The sequence below is a fragment of the Streptomyces sp. NPDC102402 genome (assembly GCF_044765765.1).
GTDB lineage: Bacteria > Actinomycetota > Actinomycetes > Streptomycetales > Streptomycetaceae > Streptomyces.
In genome coordinates, this window is record NZ_JBIWKR010000048.1 from 1 (window position 1) to 1,112 (window position 1,112).

Annotated in this window: 1 protein-coding gene; it reads left to right on the forward strand. The window is 67.6% G+C overall.

From position 1 onward, the window contains the following. Positions 1-96 precede the first annotated feature (96 nt). Positions 97-1,089 carry an IS630 family transposase gene (locus ACIRJR_RS37110; RefSeq protein ID WP_403789203.1) on the forward strand — a complete coding sequence of 331 codons (993 nt, stop codon included), beginning with the start codon at positions 97-99 and terminating at the stop codon, positions 1,087-1,089. Positions 1,090-1,112 lie beyond the last annotated feature (23 nt).

Below are 1,112 nucleotides of genomic sequence, written 5' to 3' on the forward strand. Positions count from 1 at the left end.
TATTGATCCGAAACGCTTTCGGTGCAGGCTCGTTGATGGTGTGTGAGTGATCTGGTGGGGGATGCGCGGACTTGGTCGCCGGATGCGCAGGAGGCTGTGCGGTTGCTGGCGGTGTCGGCGCTGGTGGAGGGTCGGGGCCGGGTGGAGGTTGCCGCTCTGTTCAGGGTGTCGGTCAGGGCCGTGGACAACTGGTGGGCGAGGTGGCAGGCCGGCGGGCGGGACGCGCTGCTGTCTCGGCCGCGGGGCCGGCGCGCGGGGGAGCATCAGGTCCTGTCCGAGGCCGAGCAGGCCGCCGTGCGGCAGGCTGTCCTCGACCACACGCCGTCCGGCCTGGGGCTTTCGGGCCAGCTGTGGACGCGGGGGCAGATAGGCCGGCTGATCTTCAAGCTGTACGGAGTTCGCTTCACGGAGCCCGGGGTCGGCAAGTACCTCAAGCGCTGGGGGCTGACCTTCCAGCGGCCGGACAAGCGGGCCGTCGAGCAGGATCCGGAAGCGGTCCGGACGTGGCACGAGGAGACCTGGCCGGCGATCCGGGCCCGGGCGAAGGCTGATTATGGCGAGATCCTGTTCGCCGACCAGGTCGGGATCCGCTCGGACCAGGTCACCGGCCGCACCTGGGGCGTCAAGGGGAAGACCCCGGTGGTCCGCCGCACCGGGAACCGGTTCTCCGTGAACGCGATGTCCGCGATCAGCACCAAGGGCCGGATGCACTTCATGGTGTTCACCGAGTCGTTCGACGCGACGGTCATGTGCCGCTTCCTCGCCCGCGTCGTCGGTCACTTCGACCGGAAGGTCCACCTGGTCGTCGACCGGCACTCGGCCCACCGCTCGAAGACCGTCCGGGCCTGGCTCGCCGACCACCAGGACGAGATCGAGCTGCACTTCCTGCCCTCGTACTCACCCGAGCTGAACCCGGACGAGCTCGTCAACTCCGACCTCAAACGCAGTCTGCCCCACACCCACCGGGCAAGGAACCGGACCGAACTCGCCGACGAGACCCGCAGGTTCTTCCACCGCCGACAACGCCAACCTCACATCATCACCGGTTACTTCAAGGCCCCGCATGTCCGCTACACCCTCGACGAGTGAACCCCATGAGTTTCTGATCAATA